This window comes from Nostoc sp. (genome assembly GCF_036919615.1).
Lineage (GTDB): Bacteria > Cyanobacteriota > Cyanobacteriia > Cyanobacteriales > Nostocaceae > Nostoc.
In genome coordinates this window covers 1-20,069 of record NZ_JBALCN010000001.1, presented here as the reverse complement: position 1 = coordinate 20,069, position 20,069 = coordinate 1, and the positions used below count along the sequence as shown (strand labels likewise).

Genomic DNA, 20,069 nt, shown 5'->3' with positions numbered 1-20,069 from the left:
CTCAAAAATGCCCTGGCGACTTAGCGCTTCTTAGTGGAGTCCAAGACAGACCTAACCCCCAGCCCCTTCCCTACTAGCGTTGGGGAGTAAGATTCAAAGCCTCTCTCCTCTTAGGAGAGAGGTTTGGAGAGAGGTCAGAGTGTATTGCATCCAAACGAGAAGCGCTATAGAAGTCACGGCTATACAGACGAAAGCTGCCTGCATGGGTTTGAAAAATCTTCAGATTTAAAATGCAAAAAGGGCATAACATTGTTATGCCCCTACAAAAAACGCTTATTGTACCTAAATTAATAACTGCTGTTCTCGCCTATTTTATGCTTCAGCTAACTGGAACTTCAGGTTTCTTTTTCTTAGAACGGTGGGTAAACCTGCGTCCCATCTCATCAATGACTGCATCTAAACCTGTAACATCACCGCTAGCTTTGGCATAGTTGTAAACTGTTAATGCTGCTGCATAAGCTTCACTACCAGCAGCTATACAAGTATCATCCACGAGTTCTTGCAGTTGGGTTAGAGACAACAGTAGAAGTTAGAGAGGACTGCAACAACTGTCGCATGGATGTAGCTTGCAGATGGTCAGGGAAGACAGTTAAAAAGTCATTTAGGTCTTGGATACCTTCACCAATAAATTCTGAGGAAGCACCTTTAGATAAGGCATAGCGATATAACTGCTCTGCTGGTTGAGTATAATTAGCAGCCAAGTAGTAAAGAGCTAAATCCAGAAATTTTAAACAATACTACCTATGCAAAATTGGTGTTAGTTGTAGGGAAGTAAAGAAATAGGGATAATACTAACTTCCAGCTTCTTCGCCGATTTCCCTATTTATACCTCTTACCCCAACAGACAGTTAATTTTGATGATTTTGTTTCTTATGAGTAATGTATCTCGGTTATCTCTAGCTTCTAACTCCCAAGCTGCAACTTCTCCTTTGCGGTTACTTGTATTAAGTAATGGACATGGGGAAGATGTCATTGCAGTCCAGATTTTGCAAGAACTCCAACGACAATCAAACCCACCAGAAGTATTTGCTTTGCCTCTGGTGGGTGAAGGACGTGCTTACGAACAATTGGATATCCCCTTTATCGGTTCAATCCACACTATGCCTTCTGGTGGCTTTATTTATATGGATGGACGCCAATTAGTGCGAGATGTACGCGGTGGTTTATTGCAACTTACCCTCAGCCAGATTAAAGCTGTGCGCCGTTGGGTGAGTTCTCAAAAAAAATTAGGTAATAAAAGAGCGATTTTAGCTGTGGGAGATATTGTCCCACTGTTGTTTGCAACTTTCAGTGGCGCTAATTATGCTTTTGTAGGTACGGCAAAATCTGAATATTATGTGCGCGATGAAGCTGGATTATTACCCCGGAAATCCAAAGGTGCGCGTTGGGAAAACTTTTCCGGTTCAGTTTACCATCCTTGGGAACGTTGGTTAATGAGTCGTCGCCGTTGTAAGGCGGTGTTCCCTAGAGATGCACTGACGACAGAAACATTAAAACAATGGCCAATTCCAGCTTTTAATTTGGGTAATCCCATGATGGATGGTCTGCAACCGACGTTTTCACGCCAACAATTTTATAGTAAGAATAGTCAACAGCAAGAGATAGTTCGACCTTTTATAGTGACTCTTCTTCCTGGTTCCCGTCCGCCAGAGGTATACACCAACTGGCAGACAATTATGATTGCCGTATCTGCGTTGATGGCAAGTTTTCAGGAGCGGGATTCGGTGTTTTACACTTCTGGCACAGTGGTGTTTTTAGGTGCGATCGCTCCTGGTTTAGACTCTAATATTTTATCCCAAAGTGTGCAATCCCAAGGCTGGCGCACTGAATCAGCATGTCCTATCCAAATTTCTGATCTAAATGTATTGACATTTAAACAAAGAAATGCATATCTCCTGTTGACACAACAAGCCTATAATGATTGCTTGCATTTGGGAGATTTAGCGATCGCAATGGCAGGTACAGCCACAGAACAGTTTATTGGTTTAGGGAAACCTGCGATCGCGATTTCCGGTAATGGTCCCCAATATAACCCTACCTTTGCTGAAGCTCAAAGTCGTCATTTAGGCTCATCTTTGATTTTAGTCGAGCAACCAACAGAAGTTGCCAAGATCGTCCAGTCCCTATTCAAAGATCCTGATATTTTGCAAATTATTTCCGAAAATGGTCTGCGACGCATGGGTAAACCAGGTGCAGCACTACGCATTGCTGAATGTTTACAGGAACGATTGGGATGAAGGGCATTGAGCATAGGGTATTGGGTATTGGGGATTAGGCATTGGGAATTACTTATTATTTAATCTTTCCCCCTGCTCCACCTGCTCCACCTGCTCCCCCTGCTCCCTGCTCCCTAATCCCTCACGCCACCAACCCAGAACGTAAGGCCCTCACAGCAGCTTGGGTACGGTCATCGGCACACAGTTTATTTAGAATATTACGAACATGGGTCTTTACAGTACCAACTGTAATGTAGAGTTTCTCGGCAATTTGCCCATTGCTACACCCAGCTACAATCAACTCTAGGATTTCCAGTTCCCGTTGAGTCAGGGGGTATGTTTCCAAAACTTGCTCGTATTCTGATGCCAGCGCCTCAATTTTTACAGTCTTCGGCTTGTCAGAATTTTGGCTCTCTCCAGGAATACCTTGCCGCATCTTCCGCAATACCACGTTGGCAATTGCCGGATCAATCCAAGAGTTACCGCCATAAGTTGCTTGTATTGCCTCCGTTAATTTACTGATGCTTGTTTCTTTCATATAATAAGAATCAGCGCCCGCCGCGAAGGCTGCAAGTACAGCATCCTCTGTATGATCCATTGTCAGGATAAGAATCTTCGTCGTGGTTTGCCCAGTTTCAGCTTGGTGGCGTTTAAATTTACGAGTGAGTTCAATGCCATCCATGTCAGGCAAACCGATATCTACAACAGCTACATCTGGCTTTGCTGTTTCTAAAAGTTTTAGTCCTTGGGTAGCATTTGACGCTTCGCCAATTACTTTCAATGCGCTGTGAGACTGTAATGCCGCTCGTAGCCCCATTCGCGTTAAGTCGTGATCTTCAATTAAAATAATGCTAATTTCATTCATCGTTACATTCACTCTGACGCTGTTTGTATCTTTGAAAGTATTATCTTTTGTAAGCGCTCTATTTTATTTTCCCAACCCAAAGATAAGCGCTCTATTTTATTTTCCCAACCCAAAGATAGATGATATTTCAACCAGTCTGCATCCACCGATAGAAATAATAAATACCCTTTTTTTTCTATTTAGATAGAGAACAAATCTAGCTGGAGATATATGGATACTTACACAAAAAGTATGAAATATTGAGACGACTGGCAAACTGCTTCCCCTTGCTTAGAATTCAGCTTTGAGTTGTTATGTTCCATGAGTTGATTACTATTATCTTGTATAAAGCTTTGAAAAAAGCTTACAAAAATGGACAAGTTACAAAAGGTCAAAGTTACCTTATGAGAAAGTAAGCTTCATCCTCCATTCTAAAGAAGAGGCTTTAAATTTTCCCCCAACCCTTGTAGGGAAGCATGTTTAGGGTTTAGGCCTTTTGTTGGTTTTTCTACATAACGTGAAAAGTCAGGCTCGATGGTGGACAATCTCAAAAAGAATTCAAGTACAACTACGAAGGGTAATCACACATCCGTCCACTATGTGGATACACGGCTGACAAGTTAAACCCTTGAAAAATCAAAGTGGACAAGTAATCTTTGTAATGCCAAAAAGCTTGGAAATACTTGGTATTCTTCCTAAAATTCATGATTTGGTCTTGGTAATTTTCCAAATAGTGGAAGTCCACGATCGCCAAAAAGATACTAACACAAGTTTGGCGATCATTAAGAAAATTGTCGAAGTTTCAGGAGGTAAATTACTTCAAATTCACAAATAGGTATAGGCAGTACTTTCTTATTTACCTACTTTAACCAATCTGATGAGTAAAACTGCTCAATAATCATATGCAACTCTCACCAAGGGCTGACGACGGTCGCTTGCTCACTCATTTACAATTGTTTTAAGTTAAGTAAAGTATTTTATTTTACTTTATATCATCTCTGTCTGCTGTATTCAGATCAATAGTTTTCTGTTTGTTAATTACTAATTCTTTGAGAGCCATTGGTCATTTGCTAGGAGTTTTATTCCAATACTCTGGTAAATTAACCAGATTGAGGATACAACAGACTAACTTTAACCGAAGGAAAAGCCTGAAAGAGTGATTAACATACTACTAGTGGAGGAAAACGAAGTTGATGTAATGAATGCCAAGCAGGCATTGAGCAAAGTTAATATTATTGACCTGCTTCAGCTTTTGGAGATGATGGCAACGCTCAACAAGTATTAGATATTGGGCGAAACGCCTTAGTGAATCAAGTTACAGATTTTAGATGTCCGAAAATCTTATATTCTGTTAGTTGGATAATCTGAAAAGAGAAATGTTATACATCAACCTATGTTTGGCGGCGAAAATAAAAACCGATGGAAGAGACGCTGAGAATTTTAGTTGTAGACGATGATCAAGTAGACTGGATGGCAGTTCATCGTGCCTTGACTAAAGCAGGTGTTCAGATGGAACTAGGCGATCGCAATGATGCGTTCTCTGCCTTAAGCACTATTCCTTATGATTGTGTTTTCCTCAACTATCGCTTACTAGACCAGGATGGACTAACCTTGATTCAACAGTTACGTTCTTCGGGAATTAAAGTTCCTTTAGTAATCCTAACTGGTCAAGGAGATGAACAAATTGCTGTTCAATTAATCAAAGCTGGTGCTACAGACTATCTCTCTAAATCTAGGATATCCCCAGAAACCTTGACACAGGTTTTACGGAGTGTGATTCGGATTTATCGGGCTGAAATGCAGGTAGCTTTGGTAAACCAGCAACTCCGAGAAAGTCATGAACAGCTGATTCGTAAGAACCAAGAATTGGAGAGACAACAACAACATATTCAAATGCAAAACTTCAAGCTATTGGAGGCATCACAGCTAAAATCACATTTTTTGGCAACTATGTCCCACGAACTCAGAACGCCGATGAATGCGATTATTGGTTTTTCGCAGATACTGTTGCGTCCTAAGTTCGCTCAACTAACGCATCAGCAAGCAGATATGATTGAGCGGATCTTGAATAATGGCAAGCATTTGCTGATGCTGGTGAATGAAGTTCTCGACTTTTCCAAGCTGGAGGCAGGACGATTAGACTTAAAAGCGGAACGATTTGATGTATCAAACGTGATAAATCTCGCTGTAGGTGAAATGCGTTCCCTAGCTGATGCCAAAAATTTACCATTGTTAGTGCAAACTGATTTGCAAAATACTTTGGTATTTAATGATCCAGTTCGGATCAAACAGATTTTAATTAACTTGCTCTCCAATGCGATTAAGTTCACCGAGTCTGGTGAGATTTGGGTTGAGGTTAAAGAACTACCTGCAAATCGAGTGGCAATTATTGTTCGGGATACAGGTATTGGCATAGCACCCAGAGATTTTAAACGTATTTTTGAAGCATTTCGGCAAGTTGATCAAACTATAACTCGCAAATATCCAGGCACAGGTCTGGGTTTGGCAATTATAGATTCGCTGGTACGAATGATGGGCGGTAAAATCTTTCTTGATAGCAGATTGGGGATCGGTTCAATGTTTAAAATTGAATTGCCGCGTCAAATTACATTATCGACTGGAGCAGCCGATACTCCACCTTCACAGTTAGATGGTGACAAGGTTTTTTCTGCTAAAAATCCACATCATTCATCTTATCAAGCTAGGTAAGCTCCAATAGGATATCCTAAATTTAAACTATAAATTACTTCCAAAAAAACTGATAAAAGTTGATAAATCATGTCTGTAGTTGAAAATAATAAAATTTATCGTATCCTCGCAGTTGACGATACTCCAGATAATCTTATTTTGGTTCAAGCAATTTTAGAAAGTGAGGGGTATGAAATTAATTTGGTTTCAGATGGAATAAAGGCTTTGCGGCAAGTTGAACAATCTCCACCCGATCTGATTCTGTTAGATGTAATGATGCCGGGGATAGATGGTTATGAAGTCACACGTCGGATTCGGAATAACCCTGCGATCTCTTATATTCCAATTTTGCTGATTACTGCCTTTCACGAATCCAGTGTTGTCGAAGGTTTAGATGCTGGTGCTGACGATTTTATCCGTAAACCATTTGATACTGATGAACTATTGGCAAGGGTGCGATCGCTGCTGCGTCTCAAACACAGTCTGGACGAACAACAAAAAATGGCCCGCCAACGGGAAGATTTTGTTTCCCGTCTGACTCATGATTTGCGAACTCCCCTAGTAGCCTCTGATCGCATGTTGAATTTGTTTGAGATGGAAACATTCTGCAAAATTTCGCCGGAAATGAAACAGGCGATCGCAGTCATGATTCGCAGTAACAAAAATTTGATGGAAATGGTGAATACCCTCCTAGAAGTCTATCGCTTCGAGGCAGGTAAAAAAACGTTGAATTGGGAAGAATGCGATTTACGTGAGATATCTCAAGAAGTAGTGAGCGAACTAAGTCCTCTAACTAGTGAAAAAGGCTTGACTTTGGAAATAGACATCCGTGAATTAGACCCACAGAATAAAAACGCTGCTATTATTATGGGCGATCGCTTGGAACTACGGCGGGTGCTAAATAACTTGATCGCAAATGCAATCAAATTTACAGATACAGGAGGCATAACAATCCGCATTTTTGAAAAATCATCTAATCCAGTCAATCCAGATTTGGTAACAATTGAGATCCAAGATACAGGATATGGGATTGCGCCAGAAGATCAGGCAACAATTTTCGAGCGATTTCGCCAAGGTAAACATAAACGTTCAGGTAGCGGCTTAGGACTACATCTATCCCACCGGATTGTAGAAGGGCACGCAGGAACTATCCAGGTTACCTCAGAACTAGGTAAAGGTAGTCTGTTCACTGTGCAATTACCTAAAAATACTTAAGTTCTTCTCCTTCACCACAGATATTCTTTAGCTAGACTGCTAATCTTGACAAAGCTCAAAAGCAGAGTGAATACCGAATCTTGTCCCAAGCCCACAACGGATTATAGCCTCTAATTCCTCTTAAATATAAAATACGAACTTTGATTCGTAATCAGTACTTTAGTACTCAGGGTAAGGATTTTCAGCGCTAACTACAAAGTGTTGTTTATTTATGCCTATCTACTTATTAGCGATCGCAAGATTATCTTTAGAATGTTATCCCATAAATTATATTCAATTTTAGTTATGTTTTTATGCCAAAAACGAGAGTTAAATTAGCTTAAATACATGGATTGATACAGCACTATTTGAAGTTTAATACAATTAAAATATTGCAAAATAACTTAGCTAACTTTTTACATTGAGATTACTATAACTAAATCATTCAGACCGAATTAAGGAGCGTAAACTATTGATACAACCTGAGATGTTTAATGTGCCAAGTTAGTAGAGCTGTGTTTATATCGAGCATCTGCATTAAAATTGCTGTTCCTTATTTGAAGAGATAGGGTTGTAAAAGCTGAAATTTCTTTTACTTCCCTAATTACACTTTATCGTTCAATCAGGTGGCAATAAACTAATAACACACAGTTTCATTGGATGACAAGTGTTTTGTAATACATTGTATTTTTAATAGATAACCATTTCCAAGCGATTTTATTAAGACAGAAATAAATTCTCTAGGGCAGTACCTTTTTGGCTGTATTACACTCTAGAATGCATCATTGTGCCAGTCCCAACTGCGGGTATCTTCTTTGGTCTTTTGCAGTGCCACTATTCGCGTTATCCTATCATCAAATATTCTTCGATAGAGGCTTGGTAACAGAGTCTGGAACCAAGTTATTTGATGAATCGGAGACATTAACCTCCTTGCAATCATCTTTTTCCATGATTTCGACACCTCACCATCCAGGGAATCATATTCCTCATAACAGGGATAGTTTTTCAAGAAATTAACTACACGTTTCACAGATGGTAAAGAAATATCGTCAACAACAAGATATCCTCCAACTCGAAGTAGACGGGAAGCATAGAAAGCATCTATGAGTGTATGGTCAAATGTGTGCCAACCATCTATGAAAATGAAGTCGAACTCGCCTTCCTTTTCTTCCAATAAGCGTGGCAGTGCAAATTCTGACTTGACTTGGATGAGATCGAAAAAGTCAATTCCAGCCTCGTCTAAATTTCTTATACCAACGCCATCCCAGTGAATATTCTGGAATGGATCTATGATAGTGTGCGAAGCCCCGACGCGTTCTCGGATGGCTAAACAAATGTTTAGGGATGAAAGCCCATAGGCACAGCCAACTTCGAGAGTTTTTATAATTTTAGGATCATTATGAATGATATTTGATATAAACTCACCCTCTTCACGATCAATTGCAGAGTGTAGTTTGTGAACTTTCCCATTCTGCCCCACAACTGTGCCCGTCCTGTAAATATTTTCAATAACCTGGTTTATGTGCAATGTTCTAGGCATCACACTTTCTTTAGGATTATCTAACAAAATCGCATTACTCCACTGATGTAGTTATGTAGCCTTCATAACACACACTTTTTCCGATGACAAGGGTTTTGTAGTACGTTGTATTTTTGATAGCAACTATTATTCAGCTAAACCAAAGTTATAAACAAATTTGAAGTTTAGCTAAAAACTTTTAAAATTCTCTAGACTCTCCAGCCGGCTAGAGAGTCTAGGATGAATTCAAGGCGACTTTCTTTCCAGTTATTTCTGACTGTTGACGGTTGTCCCTCAGTCATCCAGTTTGATCTGGCTAGGTTGTTCATTTTATCCCGTAAATCTATGACTCTCCAACTCACAGTTCCCAATATGGCTTGTTCTGCTTGTGCAAGCACAATCACCAAAGCACTTCAGGCAGTCGATGCCAACGCTAGCATTCAGGCTGATCCAACAACCAAGCTTGTCAGTGTCCAAACTCAAGCATCAGAAACAGCAATTAAGGAAGCATTGGCTGCTGCTGGCTATCCAGTTGCTTAATCTTTAAAATCCTGCCACACCAATCACGGCGGTTCATCTAATTATGGATACTCTCACACTCAAACTTCGAGGCATGAGTTGCGCCGCTTGCGCCAACAACATCGAAAAGGCAATTCGCTCTGTTTCTGGGGTGATTGACTGCAACATTAACTTTGGAGCAGAACAAGCCGCCATCAAGTACGATCGCTCTTTAGCCAATTTGGAGAAAATCCAAGCTGCTATAGATGCTGCGGGATACTCTTCCTATTCACTCCAGGAAGAAATGCTCTCTGAAGAAGATGATGCAGAGATTGCGAGTAGGCAAGCATTACAACGCGAACTTTCCCTTAAGGTAGTGGTGGGAGGTGTGATCAGCATTTTCCTACTTTTGGGGTCGTTGCCCATGATGACTGGGCTGAACTTGCCCTTAATTCCCGGATTTCTTCAAAATCCTTGGTTACAGTTGGTGCTGACAACACCCGTGGTGTTCTGGTGTGGTGGATCTTTTTACCGAAATGGCTGGAAAAGCCTCAAGCGCCATACAGCAACGATGGACACGCTGATTGCTTTGGGCACAAGTGCAGCGTATCTATATTCTTTGTTTGTGACTATTTTCCCGAAATTTTTTATTGCTCAGGGCTTGATACCTGATCTTTATTACGAAGTTGCTGCAATTGTCATTACCTTAATATTGCTGGGGCGGTTGTTGGAAAATCGCGCTAGGGGACAAACTTCTGAAGCTATTCGCAAACTCATTGGACTGCAAGCTAGAAATGCCAGAGTTATCCGTGATGGTAAAGAAATTGATGTTCCCATCGCCGAAGTCAGAATCAACGATGTAATTTTGGTGCGTCCTGGTGAAAAGATTCCGGTAGATGGGGAAGTGATTGCAGGCACTTCCACAGTAGATGAAGCGATGGTGACGGGTGAAAGTTTGCCAGTCAAAAAGCAGGTAGGAGATGAAGTAATTGGAGCGACGATTAACGGCGCAGGTGCGTTTCAATTTCGGGTGACACGAGTCGGAAATGATACGTTTTTGGCTCAAATCGTCAAACTAGTGCAACAAGCACAAGGTTCTAAAGCCCCAATTCAGCGCTTGGCAGATCAAGTGACAGGATGGTTTGTACCAGCTGTGATTGCGATCGCGATCGCCACTTTTGTCATTTGGTTTAATTTCACAGGCAACCTCACCCTAGCAACAATGACAACGGTGGGTGTACTGATTATCGCTTGTCCTTGTGCTTTGGGTTTAGCTACCCCCACTTCTGTAATGGTGGGGACGGGCAAAGGTGCAGAAAATGGCATCTTGATTAAGGGTGCGGACAGCTTAGAACTAGCACACAAAATTCAAACCATCGTCCTAGATAAAACTGGCACTTTGACACAGGGGAAACCTACAGTTACAGACTTTGTGACTGTCTACGGCACAGCTAATGGTAATGAAATCAAGCTTTTACAATTAGCAGCAACGGTAGAACACAATTCTGAGCATCCTTTAGCGTCAGCGGTGGTGAAATACGCCCAGTCTCAAGAAGTGAGTTTAATAGATACAAAGAACTTTCAGGCGATGCCAACAGCCACCCACTTCGTGGCTAACGCAGGTAGTGGTGTCCAAGCAGTTGTTTCAAATCAGCTTGTACAAATTGGTACACAACGCTGGTTAACAGAACTTGGAATTAACACTATCACTCTCCAGCAGTATAAAGATGCCTGGGAAGCTGCTGGTAAAACAGTCATTTTGATTGCTGTAGATGGCGAACTACAAGGAATAATGGGTATTGCCGATGCCCTCAAACCTTCATCAACAGCAGTGGTGAAAGCTTTACAAAAGTTAGGTTTAGAAGTAGTAATGCTCACCGGAGACAATCGTAAAACTGCCGAAGCGATCGCTCTGCAAGTTGGCATCCAGCGAATCTTTGCCGAAGTGCGTCCAGATCAGAAAGCAGCGATTATCCAATCCCTGCAAGGGGAGATAGAGAGATTTCCAAAATCCAAAATCCAAAATCGTTCGACTGAGCGACTTGTACCGAGCGTACCCCTGCTCTTAAGCAAGCTAGCAAGAGCGTCTCGTAGAGAAGTCGAGGTAAGCCGAAGTCTAAAATCTAAAATTGTCGCAATGGTAGGCGATGGTATAAATGATGCGCCAGCCTTAGCACAAGCTGATGTGGGAATTGCTATTGGTACGGGAACAGATGTGGCGATCGCAGCTAGCGATATCACCCTAATTTCTGGAGATTTACAAGGAATTGTCACAGCAATTCAACTTAGTCGCGCTACCATCAATAATATCAGGCAAAATCTCTTCTTTGCCTTTATTTACAACGTTATTGGTATTCCCATTGCGGCAGGAATTCTGTTCCCCATCTTTGGTTGGTTACTCAATCCAATTATCGCTGGAGCAGCGATGGCTGTTTCTTCGCTTTCTGTTGTTAGCAACGCTCTACGATTGCGTAACTTTCAACCAAAAACTACCTGATAATTGCAGGGTTATTTAGGAAATGTTCAGTCAAAAAATGCTTTGGGGAAGCCTGATAACTTTAGTGCTTCTCACTGGAATATCAGGTGTAACATTAGCAAAAATGCCAGCCCACTCGTCAGAGCAAACCAGCCAATTTCAACGCATTGAGCAACCTTTGGGATTGAAAGTCGGTGTTGCGATTACTGGTTTAGCTTTAATTGGATTAGAATTATGGTGGTTTCTTCTTTATAAAAGTCCTGACTCATAAGTTCTGAGTGAATAATGAAGAAATTACTTGAACTTCATTTCTGGATTTTTATTTCTCAGCATTCAACAGTGAGAAGTATTTTGAATGATCGGACAAATTGTATCCTCATGGTGGTCGCTGATATTCTTCCAGCCTGAAAGTAATCTCTTTATTTCAGAGCGTAAGGTTAACAACTGATCAATTTGGTGATCAATCTGCAAGACCTTCTCTTCAAGCTTTTCTTTGATTTCACCACAGGGAGCTTGTCCTTGGTCATAAACTTGAAGAATATTTCCAATCTCTTCTAGGCTAAGACTAAGATTTTGCGCCCTTTTAATGAACGCTAGACGAGTTAGCACATCCAATGAAAACTGGCGAAAGCCTCCCTCTGTTCGTTTTGATGAATTGATTAAGCCTAAACTCTCGTAATAACGAATTGTCCTGATGGGGATTCCGCTCAAATCTCTTACCTGACCAATTAAAAGCAGCTTTTTATCTTGAGTTAACACGGTAGATTTTTCCAACTATTGTAATTATTATTACATATTTTTCTAAATTAGGACTTACGCACTGTACAAAATAATTATGTTGTGTATCAACGTAAATACGTCGTTTCAGGTTTTTATTAATCATTCTTTGATGGGAAATAGACCCGCGCTGTAGGGGCAATTCATGAATTGCCCCTACGACAGATGTAGCTTTTTAAAGCATGCATATTTTGTTTGTACTGTCAATGCGTAAATTGCAGAATTCTTAAGTTAATTGAGAGTTTAGCAAAATATTCCCATCAGTATTTAGACTTTTTATCTAATTAGAAATTTTACGAAGTTATAATTTTTCAAATCTCTATTCTAAATGGATACTAGCTTAATTAAGCCGATATTTAATTGCCATATTTTTGACATAGCTTAATAATATTTTTCTCAAAATTATCCTTCTGAATTTTATCCATTTTTTGGGTAACTATTCCTCATGGTACTGAAAGTAACTGTTTTTTTTTAGTTTCCATGTTACTTCTAGATCAACTGCTTCACCTCAAGTGAAACTATAAAAATGAATTTCAACTCGCAGACTTTTAGCTCAACCCGTAAACCTAAAACTTTCAATAATCCAGAGCGTTTTATTGAGGGATGGTATTGGGTAATACCCTCTCGAAATCTGCGGGTGGGTGAAGTAAAACCTGTCACGATTTTGGGCAGAGAATTAGTGATTTATCGTGGTAAAGACAAAAGAGTAGTTACCTTTGATGCCTACTGTCCGCATATGGGCGCTCACCTTGCCGAAGGCAAAGTTGAGGGTAATGCACTACGTTGTTTTTTCCACCACTGGAAGTTTGATGCTGAAGGGATGTGTATTGATATCCCATGTTTAGATACACCATTTTCCTTGAAGTTACAAACTTGGCCCACTGCTGAGAAGTACGGGATGATTTGGGTTTGGACTGGAGAAATACCACAGCAACCTCTACCTTTTGTTCCAGAGTTAGAACAAAAAGAATGTGATGTTGCTATTACTTCCCATTTTGTGATCAACTGTCACCCGAATGTGGTAATGATTAATGCAATCGATGCTCAACACCTCAATACAGTTCACAAACTACCAGTAGAAATTATCTTTGAAAGACAGGAATTGAATGAGAATGCGATTATCTTCAGTAATATTACACCGATCAACGAAAATTTCTTTTTTATCAAGCTCATCCGTCCATTTTACAAAAAGGCCATAACTTACAGTGTTTGCTATTGGTACGGCAGTACTGGTATAGTGACAATTGGGCCAGATTTTTTCCATGTCCATAGTATGTTTACCTTGCGCCTCCTCGAAGGAGGAAAAGCTAAAGGTCAGATCCTGTTAATTACTAAGAAACGTAAGGGGATTTTTGGTTGGTTATACAATCAAGTTGGGCTATGGCTGACTAACATTGCAGGAAAGTACTTTCTCATGGGTGACATTAAGATTGTCCAAACAATTCAGTTTGATTTGAAAACTCCCATCAAAGCAGATCAGTCAATCATGCAGTTTATTAACTATGTTGAAAAACAGCAATCCCGAATGTGGGGAACTTGGCAAGAAGCGCGATCGCACGATGTAGAGAGCAAGCCCAAGCGTGAGAGATGGCAAGATACAATGAGTAATGACTAATATCATCTCTATATGACCATAATTCTGTCAAACTGACTGGATGGTACAAAGCTGTAGCTTAACAGGCAAATTATTTTATGGTCAATTAAACGGACATGATATAACAACTAATAAAAGTTAAAAGTTCAACAAATTACTTTTAACTTTTAATTTATTTTTTTACTAGGCTACCAGATTAATAAAAAGAAGTGGCAAAGCCACTTCCTAATTCCCAGGTAGAACCTAAGTCATGAGTATAACCACTACAAAAATTTGAAATAGTATAAACGAACACCAATTAACTGAATATCTCTATTTTCCTTGTTTTCTAAGTGGGGAAATCCTGATTTCCATCTGCCAAATAACTGTATATTTACATAAGTCTCATAATTGCAATGCAGACTCAATTTTATCCAGTTCATTGCCAAGATCGGGCAGTTTTGCCTCTTCATCAAGAAGCTGCTGTTCTAATTGAAACTTAACGGCGATACCAGCCTCAATTGCTACAGCTTTTTTCATCTGCTTAAACTTCTCGCTGCGGATGTCAAATTCTGCTGGAAGTGCGTCTAGTTTTTGTGGCGATCGCCGTCGCCCTCCAGCAGTTAAGCTAGTAGAAATTGGACTAGTTTCAATAGTTGCGGCTTCACCAGGCAAAAATTTACTTCCACCAGCGTAATAACAAAGGGGAAAATTATCGCCCAAATTCAGCGCTTTACAGCAGATTGCAACTTCTCTTCTTAAGCTACGCCAAGGTGAGGTACAGATCATCGTAGGGGCACAATATGTTATGCCCCCTACCCATATACTTCATTTACCTGCAATACGCTGTATCTGCTGGGAGCTGCTATCACTTCAAATTGAAGTTAGTTACTTCGTTGATACCCAAGCAGGTTGTCTAACAAGCGATCGCACAGCCTCGACAATAGAAGAAGCGTCAATTTTTGCTGTATGAAGTAGCTCTTCTGGAGTCCCAGATCCAGGCATATCCCGCACTGCCAGTTTGATTAGGTTTAGTGGTAATCCACCATAGGCAAGAGCAGCATCCATACCTACAAAAGCATCGAGGACAGCAGATCCCAGTCCACCTTCCTCCCAATGGTCTTCGACTACAATAAGTTTGCCCTGAGTATCACGGGCAGCCTGATGCAGGGTTGTAGCATCAATTGGTTTGACTGAGTAAGCATCGATAATGCGTACCGTAATCCCTTCGTGTTTGAGGCTGAGATATGCTTTAAGTGCTTCATGTACCGTAATACCTGCTGCAATCACTGCTGCTTGATCCTGCTCGGAACTATAGATGACTTTGCTGCCACCAATTGAAAAATCTTCCTCAGCTTCATAGAGAACAGGTGTGCTTTCACGGGTTGTGCGTAGGTAGACAATCCCATCACAATCGACCATTTGGGCGACAAGTTTAGCGGTTTGATTGGCATCGCTAGGGTAAAGCACAGTGCTGCCGCACACCGCTCTCAAAGAAGCTAAGTCTTCTAGTGCCATTTGTGAAGGCCCATCCTCACCAATTGAAATTCCCGCATGAGAACCAACAAGTTTAATATTGGCGCGAGAAATGGCAGCCATCCGAACAAAATCGTAAGCGCGACTTAAGAATGCCGCAAAACTGGAAGCAAAGGGCTTATACTGGCGCACTTGTAACCCCACTGCTGCGGCAACCATTTGCTGCTCGGCAATGTACATCTCAAAGTAGCGCTCAGGATAAGCTTTGGCAAATTCCTCAGCGTAGGTGGAGTTGCTCACCTCGCCGTCTAAGGCAACCACATCTGGTCGAGACGCTCCTAGAGCTTTTAAGGTATCCCCATAAGCTTTACGGGTCGCCATTGAATCTCCCTTTTGATAGCTAGGAAGTTGGAGAGTTTGAATTTGTCCAATTGAAGTTCTTTGGATTTGTAAATTAGGTTTTGAAACGGTAATAGTGATCTGACGTTCACCACCTAGTTCTTTGATCGCTGCCTTTGCTTGGTCAGGTTTCAAGGCTTTTCCATGCCAACCGCCAATATCTTCTAAATCTGCAACACCCCTGCCCTTCTTTGTCCGAGCCACAATTATTGTCGGACAGTTGAGGTTATCGATAGCTGCTGCGTATGCTTCATCAATTTCTTCTAAATTGTGACCATCGATTTCAATTGCCTTCCAGCCGAAAGCAAGAGCGCGATCGCAGTATGTTTGAGTGTTCCAGCCTAACATTGTTTCACCTCGCTGTCCCAAACGGTTGACATCGAGGATGGCAATCAGATTTGCCAGTTTGTAATGACTGGCGTGTTCAAAGGCTTCCCAAATAGAACCTTCCGCCATTTCACTATCCCCTAACAAAACCCAGGTGTGGTAAGGTAGCTTGTCTAAATATTCTCCAGCTAAAGCAATACCAACGGCGATCGGCAGTCCCTGTCCTAAAGAACCTGTTGCCACATCTACCCAAGGTAGGACTGGGGTTGGATGCCCTTCTAGACGACTACCAAACTTGCGGAGGGACATCAATTCGTCATCATCAATTACTCCCGCCGCTCGATATATTGAGTACAACAGCGGTGATGCGTGTCCTTTTGAAAAGATCAGGTGATCGTTGTAAGGGGAGTGCGGATTGCTGAAGTCATAACGCAGATGCTTGGCAAGCAACACTGCCATCAGGTCAGCAGCTGACATTGAGGAGGTGGGATGACCAGATCCGGCTGCGGTGGTGGCACGAATACTATCAATCCGCAGTTGTTGTGCCAATTCATGCCATGCTTGCGATTGTTCAAGGGTCGCCATGATCGCTCTCTTCCAGGTATAGGTACTAAGGACAGCATTTACATCCTAGTCAACAAGAACAATTGTTTGCTCTAACAAATGACAGAGTAAACAGGCAGAAATTTTTTAACTTTCAAGCTCTATTTTAGGTATTTGCAAAGAAAAATATCTTTTCCCTACTTGCTGCTGCCAATTTTTCAACTAGAGCCTTTGTGATCAATGACTAATACTATCGAACCTTCAAATAAACCATTGCGAAGTGCATTCAAAGCCTCATTAGCTTCAGCTAAAGGGAAGAGACTTACTTGTGTCTCGATCGGAACTTTGGGTGCTAAAGCGAGAAATTCTTCTCCATCTTTGCGAGTCAGATTAGCAACAGACCGTAATACCCTTTCTTGCCAAAGAATTTCATAAGGAAAAGCAGGAATTTCGCTCATGTGAATCCCTGCACAAACTACAGTGCCGCCTTTGACAACTGCACGCAAAGCCGCTGGAACAAGCTGACCCATCGGAGCGAAAATAATCGCTGCATCCAAGGGTTCTGGCGGTAACACATCTGAATCACCTGCCCAACTCGCACCCAATTGTCGAGCAAAGTTTTGACCTTCAATATCCCCAGAACGTGTAAAAGCAAAAACCTGCCGCCCCTGATAGCGTGCCAGTTGAATTAAAATGTGAGCAGAGGAACCGAAGCCATAAAAACCAAGTTTTTGGGCATCACGAGTCATTCTATAAGCCCGGTAGCCAATTAAACCAGCACACAACAAAGGGGCAACTTGTAAGTCAGAATAGCTAGGGTCTAAGGTCAAGCAAAAGCGATGGTCAGCGACAGTATACTCAGCATAACCGCCATCAAAATTGTAACCAGTAAACCCAGCATAATCACAAAGGTTTTCCTGATCAGAGAGACAGTAACGACAGTGAACGCTGCAAGTGTAGCCTAGCCAAGGAACACCAACACGTTGACCGATAGTAAATCCTTTAACACGTTCGCCAATGCCCTCAATAGTACCGACAATTTGATGTCCAAGTACCAAAGGTAGTTTTGGCTCTGTTAATTCTCCATCAACTATATGCAAATCTGTGCGACAAACAGCGCAAGCATGAACGCGAATTAGTACTTGCTCAGGATTTGGTTTTGGCAGTGGCAAGTCAATTAAACGTAAAGGCTGACGCGGTGCTGATAAAATCATTGCACGCATAATTTATATCAATATTTCAATATTTCAATATTAAGATTAGACTTTTTCTAAAAATCCTCTCTTTGTAATATTCAGAACTTTAGATATATACAATTAGATATAGAATCAAAATTCTCCACGAGGGCAGATATTCTGTGCCGCCTGTTGTTAATCCAGAAAAATGGTCAGATCCGGCGATCGCTGTTCGATATGATCACAGTTGCATCAAGATTTTGATTGACCTGGGTGATGATTTAGTCAAAAGCTGCGAGGATATTTTGCCGAGTTGCAGAGGTTTCGGTTAGCAGTGTGACTTGTTCTGGTGGATAAGCGGCGCGATCGCCATCAATCATTATATCTCGTATAGCTGTTGCATCGAGGACTGTGACTGGTAAATCAGCACCTACGCCAATGAGTAATGCATAACCGTTGGTAAAAGTTTGGTTTATCATGCGGTGGGTGAAGAATGCGATCACCTTTTATACTCCATAACTTGTGGAGAAGTGCGATCGCATCCCCTTTGACCGAGTTGGTCTATTTTGATAAATAAGTGATACGCTTTAAACCAGAGTCAGCATTTTGACGAACATCTGGATCTGAATCTTTCAGTCCTTCAATTAGGAAAGGGACAGCAGCCTCTCGCAAAGAGAAACAAGTTAGTGGTACTTGCTTCTAAAAACCTAATTTATAATTAAATTAAGCGGATATTGTTCAGATTATATATAATTGATTTTTTTGAATGATTTAGATTGCTAAATTTTAATTACGAATTACGAATTAGTATTATACCTAAGCGCTCAGTTCTGATGGTAAAATTACTGTAAATGTAGAACCTTTTCCTAGCTGTGAATTTACTTTAATCTCGCCATGCATTAACTGGACAAATTGAGAGACTATTGCTAAACCTAATCCTGTACCCTCAATACTTTGTACTTGGGGATGAGTTACGGCACGAAAATAGGGATTGAAGATTTGTGTTTGAGCCTCTAGGGAAATACCAATACCACTATCAGTAACAGAGATAGCCCACTGCTGTTGAGATTCCATCCAGCACTTTAAAAGAATTGAACCTGTTTGTGTATAGCGAATTGCATTACTCAGCAAATTGGTAACAATTTGCTGAAGCCGGAGTGGATCTGTAGTAACTTGCTTGGGAGCACGATCACAATCAACTACTAAAGATAATTCTTTGGCCTGCGCTAACGGTTGAATCATCTCTATAACTAAGTTGATTAAATCATGTACATCAGTAAGAGTTGGCTGCAATATCATTTGCCCGGTATCATAACGCGAAATTTCTAGAGTATCGTTGATTAAACGGACAAGAAGCCTACCATTCTTAAGGACTCGCTCGATACTTTCAAGATTTGTATAAGAATCCTTAAGTTCTGGTTGTTGACGCTGCTGACGTAAAAATAAGTCTGCGTAACCAATAATTGAAGTTAGGGGCGTTTTCAGTTCGTGAGCCAAGTGAGATAGACCTTCTTTACCAGCACGAACTAAACGAGTTAGTTCTTGATTAGTCAACCGCAACTGACTTTCCAGTTGTTTAAACTCTTGTATTCGCCCTTGAGTGTAACTGTGAAAACAACGGGCGATCGCTTCATCAATTATCATATCAATCAGGCGAACCGCCCGTAATACCTCTTGCGGAGACGCATTTAATAAATCTTCTTCTAAATAAGAAAAAATCACAAGTCTGAGTAAACGATACTCTCGTGCAATTTCTGCTGGCTCAAATCCTTGTTCAGCGCGAAGTGTGCCGTGTTCTAGGCTTGCATCCACTACCGTCTGTAAATCGCTAGTTGCTGATTCAGAAAGTACTGTTGCTAATGCTTTCAAAATGCGCGGCAAGCTATTTCGTACAGCTTTAAAAGTTAGCTCTTTAGTAGCTTCGATTTGTTCATCCTGGTAAACTGCTTTTACCCATTGTTCAACAATGGCATTACTTTTCTGACTTAGAGTTTGACTAAAATCCATCTTATGCTCAATCCAAGACACTAAGCGGGAAGTCCCTTTGGCTAAAGCTAGCTTAGTCCGTTTAAGGTAATGTTGGCAACTGAGGCAGGACTTACGCAACTGGCACAAAGGTTTCGGCAACTGTGCCGCAAAATAGATAACAGAAAACTGTAAAATCCTTTCGGGATCTAACTTTAAATCATATCTTGAATCACCAAAAACCTGATAAGCGATCCGTTTGCTCCAACACTCTGAAAATCTCCCAAAACATCGGAAATATCTGATACCAATTCAATGTGAAGCTGCATAGAATAGAGCTTCCAGGATAAAGTTATAAGAAGAGACAGAAATTACCTGCTCAAATGTAAGTTGGTCGAA

General features: G+C 41.1%; 18 protein-coding genes and 2 pseudogenes. 9 read left to right on the top strand and 11 right to left on the bottom strand.

The features are described from left to right. Nucleotides 1–319 precede the first annotated feature (319 nt). Nucleotides 320–526: pseudogene (locus tag V7K48_RS00095) on the bottom strand (hypothetical protein); the annotation flags it as partial. Next, the gene (locus tag V7K48_RS00090) at nt 486–701 is read right to left on the bottom strand and encodes a hypothetical protein (RefSeq protein ID WP_335068436.1); all 216 of its coding nucleotides are present in this window, start codon (nt 699–701) and stop codon (nt 486–488) included. The pseudogene V7K48_RS00095 and the gene V7K48_RS00090, both read right to left, overlap by 41 nt. Nucleotides 702–872: 171 nt before the next feature. Between V7K48_RS00090 and V7K48_RS00085 the strand changes: the two genes are divergently transcribed. Further along, entirely contained in the window at nt 873–2,237 is a 1,365-nt protein-coding gene (locus V7K48_RS00085) for a lipid-A-disaccharide synthase-related protein (protein ID WP_335068434.1), read from the top strand. A gap of 121 nt (nt 2,238–2,358) precedes the next feature. On the opposite strand, the gene V7K48_RS00080 is transcribed toward V7K48_RS00085, so the two are convergent. Beyond that, nucleotides 2,359–3,081 carry a response regulator transcription factor gene (locus V7K48_RS00080; protein WP_334816627.1) on the bottom strand — a complete coding sequence of 241 codons (723 nt, stop codon included), beginning with the start codon at nt 3,079–3,081 and terminating at the stop codon, nt 2,359–2,361. A gap of 607 nt (nt 3,082–3,688) precedes the next feature. Here V7K48_RS00080 and V7K48_RS00075 point away from each other — a divergent pair. The 4 genes and pseudogenes from V7K48_RS00075 to V7K48_RS00060 all read left to right on the top strand — a co-directional run bounded on the left by V7K48_RS00075 (nt 3,689) and on the right by V7K48_RS00060 (nt 6,963). Continuing rightward, the gene (locus tag V7K48_RS00075; RefSeq protein WP_335068431.1) at nt 3,689–3,895 is read left to right on the top strand and encodes a hypothetical protein; all 207 of its coding nucleotides are present in this window, start codon (nt 3,689–3,691) and stop codon (nt 3,893–3,895) included. A 321-nt stretch (nt 3,896–4,216) separates the two neighbouring features. After that, nucleotides 4,217–4,312, top strand: a pseudogene (locus tag V7K48_RS00070) (response regulator); the annotation flags it as partial. Between the two features lie 167 nt (nt 4,313–4,479). After that, the gene (locus V7K48_RS00065) at nt 4,480–5,769 is read left to right on the top strand and encodes an ATP-binding protein (protein ID WP_335068427.1); all 1,290 of its coding nucleotides are present in this window, start codon (nt 4,480–4,482) and stop codon (nt 5,767–5,769) included. Nucleotides 5,770–5,838: 69 nt separating this feature from the next. After that, nucleotides 5,839–6,963: a hybrid sensor histidine kinase/response regulator gene (locus V7K48_RS00060; RefSeq protein WP_335068425.1), complete on the top strand. Its 1,125-nt coding sequence runs from the start codon at nt 5,839–5,841 to the stop codon at nt 6,961–6,963. Between the two features lie 751 nt (nt 6,964–7,714). On the opposite strand, the gene V7K48_RS00055 is transcribed toward V7K48_RS00060, so the two are convergent. After that, nucleotides 7,715–8,509, bottom strand: coding sequence for a class I SAM-dependent methyltransferase (locus V7K48_RS00055; RefSeq protein ID WP_335068423.1), 795 nt, complete (start codon nt 8,507–8,509; stop codon nt 7,715–7,717). A 297-nt stretch (nt 8,510–8,806) separates the two neighbouring features. Here V7K48_RS00055 and V7K48_RS00050 point away from each other — a divergent pair, with 297 nt between their 5' ends. From V7K48_RS00050 to V7K48_RS00040, 3 genes are read left to right on the top strand one after another with little or no spacing between them, the layout of a single operon-like run. Then, on the top strand, nt 8,807–9,001 hold the full coding sequence (locus tag V7K48_RS00050) for a heavy-metal-associated domain-containing protein (RefSeq protein ID WP_300412388.1): 195 nt from the start codon (nt 8,807–8,809) through the stop codon (nt 8,999–9,001). A 43-nt stretch (nt 9,002–9,044) separates the two neighbouring features. Continuing rightward, a complete protein-coding gene (locus V7K48_RS00045; RefSeq protein WP_335068421.1) occupies nt 9,045–11,456 on the top strand; it encodes a heavy metal translocating P-type ATPase in 2,412 nt (803 codons plus the stop codon). Nucleotides 11,457–11,478: 22 nt separating this feature from the next. Then, on the top strand, nt 11,479–11,706 hold the full coding sequence (locus V7K48_RS00040) for a hypothetical protein (RefSeq protein WP_335068419.1): 228 nt from the start codon (nt 11,479–11,481) through the stop codon (nt 11,704–11,706). A gap of 62 nt (nt 11,707–11,768) precedes the next feature. Here the strand turns inward: V7K48_RS00040 and V7K48_RS00035 are convergent, their stop codons facing one another. Further along, complete coding sequence (locus V7K48_RS00035; RefSeq protein ID WP_335068417.1) at nt 11,769–12,194, bottom strand: heavy metal-responsive transcriptional regulator; 426 nt, start codon at nt 12,192–12,194, stop codon at nt 11,769–11,771. Nucleotides 12,195–12,738: 544 nt separating this feature from the next. On the opposite strand from V7K48_RS00035, the gene V7K48_RS00030 reads away from it, so the two are divergent. Continuing rightward, nucleotides 12,739–13,827 (top strand): aromatic ring-hydroxylating dioxygenase subunit alpha, encoded by a 1,089-nt coding sequence (locus V7K48_RS00030; RefSeq protein WP_335068415.1) that lies wholly within the window; start codon nt 12,739–12,741, stop codon nt 13,825–13,827. Between the two features lie 363 nt (nt 13,828–14,190). Here V7K48_RS00030 and V7K48_RS00025 read toward each other — a convergent pair whose 3' ends face one another. The 6 genes from V7K48_RS00025 to V7K48_RS00005 all read right to left on the bottom strand — a co-directional run bounded on the left by V7K48_RS00025 (nt 14,191) and on the right by V7K48_RS00005 (nt 19,712). Beyond that, nucleotides 14,191–14,574 (bottom strand): hypothetical protein, encoded by a 384-nt coding sequence (locus V7K48_RS00025; RefSeq protein ID WP_335068413.1) that lies wholly within the window; start codon nt 14,572–14,574, stop codon nt 14,191–14,193. A gap of 99 nt (nt 14,575–14,673) precedes the next feature. Continuing rightward, entirely contained in the window at nt 14,674–16,572 is a 1,899-nt protein-coding gene (locus tag V7K48_RS00020; protein ID WP_335068411.1) for a transketolase, read from the bottom strand. Between the two features lie 176 nt (nt 16,573–16,748). Then, the gene (locus V7K48_RS00015) at nt 16,749–17,753 is read right to left on the bottom strand and encodes a zinc-dependent alcohol dehydrogenase family protein (RefSeq protein ID WP_335068409.1); all 1,005 of its coding nucleotides are present in this window, start codon (nt 17,751–17,753) and stop codon (nt 16,749–16,751) included. A gap of 233 nt (nt 17,754–17,986) precedes the next feature. Then, a complete protein-coding gene (locus tag V7K48_RS00010; protein ID WP_335068407.1) occupies nt 17,987–18,184 on the bottom strand; it encodes a hypothetical protein in 198 nt (65 codons plus the stop codon). Nucleotides 18,185–18,266: 82 nt separating this feature from the next. After that, nucleotides 18,267–18,377, bottom strand: a complete 111-nt coding sequence (locus V7K48_RS34805) for a HEAT repeat domain-containing protein (RefSeq protein ID WP_442949390.1) — start codon at nt 18,375–18,377, stop codon at nt 18,267–18,269. A 144-nt stretch (nt 18,378–18,521) separates the two neighbouring features. Continuing rightward, complete coding sequence (locus V7K48_RS00005; RefSeq protein WP_335068405.1) at nt 18,522–19,712, bottom strand: sensor histidine kinase; 1,191 nt, start codon at nt 19,710–19,712, stop codon at nt 18,522–18,524. Nucleotides 19,713–20,069: the final 357 nt, after the last annotated feature.